Origin of the sequence: Pseudomonas rossensis (genome assembly GCF_039888995.1) — a bacterium.
Classification (GTDB): Bacteria; Pseudomonadota; Gammaproteobacteria; order Pseudomonadales; family Pseudomonadaceae; genus Aquipseudomonas; species Aquipseudomonas rossensis.
Window position 1 is genome coordinate 1 of record NZ_JBBWCB010000192.1, and the last position, 8,415, is coordinate 8,415.

General features: G+C 55.7%; 8 protein-coding genes and 1 pseudogene. 5 read left to right on the plus strand and 4 right to left on the minus strand.

Annotated elements, in window-relative coordinates; genetic code table 11:
* Positions 1-304 precede the first annotated feature (304 nt).
* Entirely contained in the window at positions 305-919 is a 615-nt protein-coding gene (locus WLY71_RS28200; RefSeq protein ID WP_347806172.1) for an FMN-dependent NADH-azoreductase, read from the minus strand.
* Between the two features lie 139 nt (positions 920-1,058).
* Here WLY71_RS28200 and WLY71_RS28205 point away from each other — a divergent pair, with 139 nt between their 5' ends.
* Entirely contained in the window at positions 1,059-1,958 is a 900-nt protein-coding gene (locus WLY71_RS28205) for a LysR family transcriptional regulator (RefSeq protein WP_347806173.1), read from the plus strand.
* A gap of 419 nt (positions 1,959-2,377) precedes the next feature.
* Here the strand turns inward: WLY71_RS28205 and WLY71_RS28210 are convergent, their stop codons facing one another.
* Positions 2,378-2,554, minus strand: coding sequence for a hypothetical protein (locus tag WLY71_RS28210; protein ID WP_347806174.1), 177 nt, complete (start codon positions 2,552-2,554; stop codon positions 2,378-2,380).
* A gap of 631 nt (positions 2,555-3,185) precedes the next feature.
* Between WLY71_RS28210 and WLY71_RS28215 the strand changes: the two genes are divergently transcribed.
* On the plus strand, positions 3,186-3,509 hold the full coding sequence (locus tag WLY71_RS28215) for a hypothetical protein (RefSeq protein WP_347806175.1): 324 nt from the start codon (positions 3,186-3,188) through the stop codon (positions 3,507-3,509).
* Positions 3,510-4,110: 601 nt separating this feature from the next.
* Here WLY71_RS28215 and WLY71_RS28220 read toward each other — a convergent pair.
* Positions 4,111-4,413 carry a hypothetical protein gene (locus WLY71_RS28220; RefSeq protein WP_347806176.1) on the minus strand — a complete coding sequence of 101 codons (303 nt, stop codon included), beginning with the start codon at positions 4,411-4,413 and terminating at the stop codon, positions 4,111-4,113.
* A gap of 570 nt (positions 4,414-4,983) precedes the next feature.
* On the opposite strand from WLY71_RS28220, the gene WLY71_RS28225 reads away from it, so the two are divergent.
* The 3 genes and pseudogenes from WLY71_RS28225 to WLY71_RS28235 all read left to right on the plus strand — a co-directional run.
* Complete coding sequence (locus WLY71_RS28225) at positions 4,984-5,841, plus strand: hypothetical protein (RefSeq protein WP_347806177.1); 858 nt, start codon at positions 4,984-4,986, stop codon at positions 5,839-5,841.
* Positions 5,825-6,112 carry a hypothetical protein gene (locus WLY71_RS28230; RefSeq protein ID WP_347806178.1) on the plus strand — a complete coding sequence of 96 codons (288 nt, stop codon included), beginning with the start codon at positions 5,825-5,827 and terminating at the stop codon, positions 6,110-6,112. The genes WLY71_RS28225 and WLY71_RS28230 overlap by 17 nt, the downstream gene beginning before the upstream one ends.
* Before the next feature lie 73 nt (positions 6,113-6,185).
* Positions 6,186-6,462, plus strand: a pseudogene (locus WLY71_RS28235) (IS66 family transposase zinc-finger binding domain-containing protein); the annotation flags it as partial.
* 331 nt (positions 6,463-6,793) lie between these two features.
* Here WLY71_RS28235 and WLY71_RS28240 read toward each other — a convergent pair.
* Positions 6,794-8,415: long-chain-acyl-CoA synthetase (locus tag WLY71_RS28240; RefSeq protein WP_347806179.1), on the minus strand; the 1,622-nt coding region annotated here is incomplete at its 5' end.

Here is an 8,415-nt window from a genome sequence, read left to right on the forward strand (position 1 = left end):
GCTTCTGTAAGTGTCGGACACGTTAACTTCCGCACTGGAAAAGTTATGGCGAGGCTTTCTGATAATGAAAAACGTCTCCCGCCGGGGAAGAATGAGCTGAAACGTGGGCCAGTCAGGAGGGCATGTCCATGGGCTCGGTGGCGAGCCAGATGGCGTCGATGCGGATCACTGGGCAAGCTCACGGATAAAACCAGCGCACCCGCAGCGAGTGAGTGAGATCGGCCAACGGCTGCCACATAAGTGGATGCCCGTTTAACCACGCGAGTTGGACAGGCGCAATCGTACAGGCCAGGGAAAATGCTGTCTAAGCTAGCAGTTTCTGAATTTGATCATCAAAGGTATCTAGAAATTCGTGCATGCTGATTTCTCCGAGATCTACAGCTTTAGCGCCGCCGGCCGCAATAAAGGTGACATCAGCGATACCCAGGACGTTCAGGATCAGTTTCAAATATTGGGTCGCAATGTCACGGTCTCTAATCGGCGAGCCGCTGGTGTATACCCCTCCCGAGGCGAGCAGCACGGTTGCCTTTTTACCGGTCACCAGCCCTTTACCATCAAAGCCCAAGGTCAAGCCTTTACGTACCACATGATCCACCCACGCCTTGAGCGCCGCTGGGACGTTATAGTTGTAGACCGGCGTTGAAATAACCAGGTGATCGGTTTCCAGCAATTCGGCCGCAAGCTCATCGGATAGCTGCAACACGGCTTTCATTTCCGGCGAATGTTGGGTGCCCGGGGTGAAGTAAGCCTGTAACCAAGGGGCCGTCACGAACGTAAGCGGAGTGTCCGTTAGATCCCGTATTTTGATGGCGCCCCCAGGGTGTGCAGCTTCCCACGCGGCCACAAATCGGCGAGTGAGCTGCCGGGAGATTGAAGCATCCCCACGTGAGCTGGTTTCAATGGTGAGAAGCCTGGACATGAAAGTAACTCCTGCGCGGTGACGCGGCGGTGTGTTTTGCGTTGTCGCTTTAGGCGATGTGCGACACACTCTACCCAACGCGACCTCTGTGCAGGAGTGATGTAAATATGATCGAATCCATCTGTTTAAGTGATGGGGCATGATCGGAAATCTCAGCCTGGATCAGTTGCGGATACTTGTAACCATTGCTGATACAGGCAGTTTCTCGGCAACGGGACGTTACCTGCGGCGTGCTCAATCTGCCATTAGCCAGTCGATTGCCACACTTGAGTCAGCTCAAGGTGTGAGGCTGTTTGATCGCAGCGGCCATCGTCCAGCTCTCACTGAGGTAGGTAGAGTGCTAGTGGTTCAAGCGCGCGCAGTGCTGGCAAGCGCTGCCCAGTTTGAAGCAATGGCAGCAAGCACAGTAGCAGGGGTCGAGCCGGAACTGGCACTCGCTATAGACCCATTAGTCCCCAGTGCCCCGCTTATCGAGAGCCTCAGCGCTATACGCGAAGCTTTTCCACATCTGGCGGTGAGTTTCTCTACGGAAGGCTTAGGCGGCGCGGAGCGCCGATTGCGCAACGGCGATGCGGCATTGGCGCTTTGTACTTTGATTCCGACAGTGCCCGACGATGTCACCGCACTGCCGCTGCTCAGCGTCATGCTGAGGCCAGTAGTAGCCAGCGGGCATCCCCTTGCCAAGTTAGGCCGCCCGGCCACGGTTGCTGACCTCAAGCCTTATGTGCAACTGGTACTTTCCGATCCGGTTTCTCCCGGCGGCCCAAGCTATGGAGTGACGGGCAGTCACCAGTGGCGGTTTGTAGATCTGGCACGGCGGCTGGATTTTTTGCTCGCCGGGTTCGGGTGGTGCCGAATGCCAGAGCATCTGATTGCGGATCATCTGGCTTCAGGACGCCTCCTACCGCTTGAATTAACCACCGAACTTCAGCGCACACCCGACACACTTACGATCTATGCAGCGCACATGCAAAATTGCTCTTTAGGGAAAGCAGGCCGATGGCTGCTGAATGATCTGACTCGTCGTCTTTGTATGTGATGATGCGAAGACAATCAACGTTAGCGAATCGGTTAGTCTGTTCTCCAAAGGGCTGATGCGGCTAATCGAACAGGTTGTGCGGTACTGCCCGGGCCGTAATCGTCTACACGATATAATATCTACAAGCTTACGCTGCAACTTCGCTGCTTGCGAGACGCAAAATGACATTGCATTCAGCGCACCTCAATCTGTGATTATCACATTGAAGACTATTACCTATGTGTCGAGCCGGGCGCTTGCTAACTTTCGCCTTACTTTTGCCAGGAGGTAGTCTTCATGACCAACAAAATCCCGTTGGTATCATCGGTACGGGCGGTTGGGGCATGGCCACATCCCAACGTTGCAATCTATGGATGCTTCGAAGTCGTCGCACTTTCTTGACGCAATCTGGAACCCGCCCGTGAAGTCCTTGGAATCGTTTAGGAAGCCGATGTGCTGAGGAAGCTGTTGTAGTCGATTTTTTCCTGAATCACAAAAGCACTGACGAACGACGTTATGTCGACCGCGGTTGAATTGACCATGTTGATGTTGCTCTTCAGGCCCTTGACCAAGGAGACGTAGTTGATACTGTCGGCGTTGTTCAGGAAGTCGTTCAAGGGGCGAATATCGTTCTGGATATCGTCTTCGAAGAGCGACTTCAGACCAGAGGATTCATAACCCTGGTAGTTGTAGTTCTCGATAAAAATTCACAGAAATCATCCGCATCCTCTTTGCTGTGGTACTTCCGCGGGTCCCAGCTATCTAGGCGGGTTGTGGGTTATGTGTACTTCCTGCTCTGTTGCTGCCCAACCGGCTAGTTGCAATTAATGTGAGCACCCGGAAATAAAATGCAAGCACGTGCCGCTGGTGCAAGCTCAGTCGCAGTTAATGCGAACACAGGTGCTGCTTCAATCACAATTAATCCGAGTCTGAAATAGCGTTGATTGCAAGCATGGCCGTTTTCGATTGCAAGCCGCTACAGCTAATGATGAACCTATGGAACCAGCCGCCCTTCGTAAGCCACTCAATACGGGTCTATTTCAGTCAGTAAGGCCTCCCATGAGATCGATCAGCCCATCCTCAGGTATCAATCGCGTCCAGTTACCCACAAGCCAAGAGCATTAGCCTGCTACTAACAGCTCTGCGAAACCGCTTCCGGTTGCCTTTCCCGCGGATAGCGCCCCTCAGGTGGCTCGCGATGTGCCTTCTAAGGTTTGCATAGGCAACCTCAACTTTCGGGTCGGGGCGATGAAAAGCCCACTTCGCTCCGGTGAACGAGAGCCGGTGCAAGCCGCACTAAACAATATCGTTCCAGGCCAAACACCTGCGCTGGACAAGAACCGCATATTCTCTTACCAAGCCTATAGTGACCCTCAGAAAAACCCTGGGAAAATGACGGTCAGCGGCGAGTTAGATAATCAAAATAATCTATTGTCGCTCACCGCCATGCACTCCCCAAACGCCCAGCCTGCAGCAACTACTGACAGCCCCGTCTTTGAGAGCCTCGTCTTCGGAGCGGTGCAGTTCGAGCCCCCCTTAATGCCCTTCACTACCTTCCAAACGAAACCCTGATGACGATTGCCGGGTATTCATCCGGTGATAAAAGCCTCAAAGACTCGCGGGGTGTCAACCAACACCTGCAGGCCATTGCGCAAACCAAGAAGTCAGCGACGCAAAACTTTGTCCTTGCAAACGGAGCGGCCCTGTAGGGGCCCCTCAGAAAACGGAATTTAATGCACGTTAAGTGTGTTCTGACGCTGGAATCCAACAGTATAGCGTTGGAACGGAAACACCGAGGTCTTGGCCTCGTCCAAGGTGTAACGACCTGCATTCGAAAACGCCCGACCCGCATTCATTCCGTCCAGCCAATGCGGGGGCCCGGGATTAATTGCGAATGCACCTGCATTTATCCGTTTCGATCTGCATTGCATCGCTGCCGCCCTGCATTAATTACAAATGAAGCTACGGCTTCCGAGCATCCAAAAACGAACGCTTGATGGACGGTCCGTCAATCGCAAAAATGTGAGCCTGCGCAAATGGAATGCAAGCACGTGTCGCCGGATGCCCCAACGACACAGGGAACCTTCTGCCGCGGCTTGCCACCCAGAGGGAGCGACCGGGGGATGGCTCAATGGATGTAGGACGGCTCAACCATCTAAACAGAAGCAGTCTTTTAGCCGCTGGCGCCGAAGTCGCGGCCAAACTTGCCATTCCAAAATCGAAGCGCATGATCAATGCGGATTCGTTGAAATGGGTAGACAAATTCAGTACGTCCATCAGGAATCGAATCATCTCGAGTATTCAGGACGGCAAGCTGTTCGAGTTGGCATCGTTGGGCGCCAATATTTTCGGCATTCCCGCGTTTTCCGAGCATGGCTTGACGCTCCGCCCCATTTTGAACTTCGAGCAGGGCCATGATGATCAAGACCTGAGTCTTGCCAGCGTCGATATGCAAGATGACGCGGGCAAGCCCCATCGGTGGGCATCGTCACCCACCGCAGCGGCATCTTCGTCAGCGCCCACCCAGGGCCAAGCCGCGCCACCTTTACCTACCCGGCCGCGAAAAGGCCCAGCGCTTACCTCGATAGGCGCGGCGCTAAATAGCCTTCATCAAACGACAAGCACCGTTCGCAACGCTGCCACACCGCCGCATCTACCCCCAAGGAACGCTGCGGGTAAAAGCGGGACGTTGCGGGGCGACCGAGCTGCAACAGCCTCCATGCCACAGCATCGGCCGCCTCAGCTACTGCTCACACCGCAGGAGGCGGAATTCGCTGTTTCCCACGAAGCTGACAACGACTCGACACCGGAAACGTCGGGGATGCGACTGGATGACATTGAGAGGTTTCTAATCGGGCCGTCGTTTGCATCTTCACCCAGTGCCTCGCTAAAGCGAAAGAACGCGTTACGTCGCCCGCCTAAACCAGAGATACAGAACGAATCGACCAGTGGATCCGGGCGTGCGCAGCGCTCTGCGACTTTCCTGCCAGAGCGGCCACCGAAAACGCCGCTTTCATCGAGCGAAACAAGCACCGGCGGTGTCACCATGAATGTTCCTGATTCATTGCGGCCAGGCCTGGGAAGGCGTCTCCAATCGAATCAGTGGAGCAGTGCTTTAGGCACCCTGCCGCATCCTGATACGTTACGGCCGGGACTGGGAAGGCGTCTCCAATCGAATCAGTGGAGCAGTGCTTTAGGCACCCTGCCGCATCCTGATACGTTACGGCCGGGACTGCCACTGAAAGTCCCCCTCTCGGCCAGTGAGCCGAGTATCTCCCCAGATCCCATGGCTTTTCCCGATTCGTTGCGGCCAGGCCCCACGGCGCGGCGCTCAAGCGAACCGACGAATGCTATCGAAGCACGTAGCCGCTTGGCGGCCGCCGTCGCGCTGTCAGCGGTCCAAAGGCCAACGACGGTACTTTCAGCAAACACCGCGCCCGTTCGGTTCAGTGACCTACAGCCGATGCAACAGGTCTACCAAGGCGAGGAAACCGGAAAGGTATTCGGTACATCGGTCAAATACTTGAACGATCGAGAGCGCGCAGGCTTCAAGGTGGTGATCAAAGACGGAAAAGTTTACGATACGACTGGACAATTATTTGACACGCGTCAAGCATCGACCTCCTTCGCCCAAAATAAAGGACGCGCGATCTTCGTCATGGACGCCACCGGCGCCCTGTATATTTCGAATGAGCAAACAAGGGGCAAATTTCATCACTCCAGCTTTTTCGCTGGTCGCCCCGTCGCCGCCGCTGGTGACATACGTATCGAAAATGGTGTGGTGACCGCCATTTCCCGTAAAAGCGGGCATTATCGCCCAACCGCTACGCAATTGAATCAAGCCGTTCGACAATTGAACACTCAAGGCGTATCAGGAATATTCGTCGATGAAGACCTTAGTTAATCTCAACTTCTTGCGTATCCCCATGAGCCTGCTCAATGACATCGACAAGTGTGAAGACTTCGTCGGCTTGTCTGCAATACAGACCGGACGGCTCGCGGAAGAATACTCCGCAGAAGAATTGAGCGGCATCCTCCAAGCGTTGGCGTATGCGTACCAACATCCATCCCATGACTTCAAATCGATGATGCCTGACTTACCACAAAGCAATGCTGAGATTGCCGGGTTTCTCAAACGTGTTTATCTATCAATTCCGCGTCGAGACGAACGCTGACTGATGACCCGGACGGCGTGGTCTGGCGTGAGGCAGACCTGTACCGTGGAGTACACTCAGCCCTGCTTAAGACAGCTTGCTCGATGACCTGATCGACACCGATATCGCGGCTATCAAAGCCGAACTTGAGGCGCTGCAACCGACGCTTGCTGAGGCCAACGTGCGCCAGCAACCCAGCGCACTCTGCTGCCAGCGCAGTTTCCTCGTACACTGATCCACCACGAACCGGACAACAACCATTGCCAATGCGGCTGCGCCCTCAAGCGCATTGGTGAAGACGCCAGCGAAAAGCTCGACTACACACCCGGTGTGTTTACCGTTGAACGTCCATATCCGTGGGAAATGGAGGGCCGCAAACCTTACCCCTCACCTATACAGGGCCGCTCCGTTCTTAAGGACAAAGTCTTGCGCCACTTTGGGACGTTTGGCCAAGAGACGCATTGCAGCAGCGCTATGCGCCAGCGCCTGCAGGGCCACTCCGAACGACCAGATTAAAAAAAACGACACAGGCTCTGCGGAAAACACGTACCGTCGGGCGGGGCTTTCTTCTTCCTTTATTCAAAAAGTCGTCGGCACATCCCCCAAAATGTATCTCGCAGGGTGTGGGCGTGACCATCTCATTACCTGCTTTCAGCGCGCTTCCATGCGGACCTCCTCGTTTCCAGCGCCTGGCAGGCAAATTCAGTAACGAAACTTGCCGCCATGGATGTCTTGCAACACTTGGTCGGTGACCCGCACATAGGTCTCGTAGCCGGGTAGCCAGGCGTAGACTGGGTCTTCGCCGGTTTGGCTGGGGTCGAAGGCTTCGGTCTTGAGTTTGGTTTTTTGGTATTTGAAGGTGCCGGTGGTTTCCATGCAGGTTCTGACCCGCAGGAACATGGGCACCGCGTAGGACGGCATCTGGCTTTTGACGAATTGCAGCAGGTCGCCAAAGTCCAGGTTCTCCAGGGGCACGGTCGGGGTGATGGCGGCCATGCCGGCGCGGCCGTTGGTATTTTTGATCTCCACGCCGTAGGCCACGGCTTCGGCGATGTGGGGGTGTTGGACCATGATGTTTTCGACTTCGGTGGTGGAGACGTTTTCGCCTTTCCAGCGGTAGGTGTCCCCCAGGCGGTCGACGAATTGGGCGTGGCCAAAGCCGATGTCGCGGATCAGGTCGCCGGTATTGAAGTAGCAGTCGCCCTTTTCGAACACGTCGTAGAGCACGACTTTTTTGTTCTTTTGCGGGTCGGTGTAGCCGTCGAACGGGGCGCTGTCGTCGATCTTGGCCAGGAGCAGACCTTGCCCGCCCTTGCCGATTTTTTTCATGAAGCCGTGCACGGTGCGACGCGGCTCGCCGGTGTCGTGCTCCACCAGTGACCACTTGTTGAGGGAAAAGCCAATGGTGTTGTCGAAATTGAGGATGTTGGTAAAGCCGATATTGCCGTCACTGGCGGCATAGAATTCGCAGACGCGTTCGATATTGAAGCGTTTCTTGAAGTCGGTCCACACGCCGGGGCGTAGGCCATTGCCGATCATCTTTACTACTGAGATGTCGGCGTCGTTGTCGGCCACGGGGCGGTCGAGCAGGTAGCGGCACAGTTCGCCGACGTAGCAAATGGTGGTGGCCTTGAACTTGCGGGCGTCATCCCAGAATTGGCTGGCGCTGAATTTGCGGCGGATGGCAAAACCCGATGCGCCCGCCAACGCCGAGCCCCAGCTCACGCACAGCCCGGTGGCGTGATAGAGCGGCAAGGTGCAGTAGACGATGTCGTCGGGGCGCATATCCAGGGCGATCATGCCCAAGCTGCCGTAGGCCCTCATCCAGCGCCCGTGCTTGAACACGCCTGCCTTGGGCAAGCCGGTGGTGCCGGAGGTGTAGATGTAGAAGCAGACGTCGTCGAAGTAGACCTGCTGGGTGCTGGCCGGATTGTCGGTGGAGTATTCTTCGCTGACGCGGGTCAGGTTGATATAGGCCTCGGGCGCGGCACCCGCGTCCTGGGTGGTGTCGGTGTCGGCGAGGAAATAGGTGCTCGCTTCATCGATGGCGACCTCGTTGCGCACGGCATTGAACGCGCCCACCAGTTCTTCGCCGACGATGATCGCGGCCGGGTTGACCAGGTTCAGGCTGTGGATCAATACGTTATGGGATTGCGAGGTGTTGAGCATGGCGCAGATGCCGCCAATTTTGCTCACGGCCAGTACGCTGACCAGCAGTTCCGGGCGGTTTTCGATGAAGATGCCCACCACGTCGCCTTTTTTCAGACCTCGGGCCCGTAGGTAATGGGCGATGCGATTGCCCCATTGGTTGACGTGTTGGTAGC

Bases quoted from the DNA above. Each gene is read 5' to 3' on its own strand.
- WLY71_RS28200 (WP_347806172.1), bottom strand. From the start codon at position 919: ATGTCCAGGCTTCTCACCATTGAAACCAGCTCACGTGGGGATGCTTCA.
- WLY71_RS28205 (WP_347806173.1), top strand. From the start codon at position 1,059: ATGATCGGAAATCTCAGCCTGGATCAGTTGCGGATACTTGTAACCATT.
- WLY71_RS28215 (WP_347806175.1), top strand. From the start codon at position 3,186: ATGAAAAGCCCACTTCGCTCCGGTGAACGAGAGCCGGTGCAAGCCGCA.
- WLY71_RS28220 (WP_347806176.1), bottom strand. From the start codon at position 4,413: ATGGGGCTTGCCCGCGTCATCTTGCATATCGACGCTGGCAAGACTCAG.
- WLY71_RS28225 (WP_347806177.1), top strand. From the start codon at position 4,984: ATGAATGTTCCTGATTCATTGCGGCCAGGCCTGGGAAGGCGTCTCCAA.
- WLY71_RS28230 (WP_347806178.1), top strand. From the start codon at position 5,825: ATGAAGACCTTAGTTAATCTCAACTTCTTGCGTATCCCCATGAGCCTG.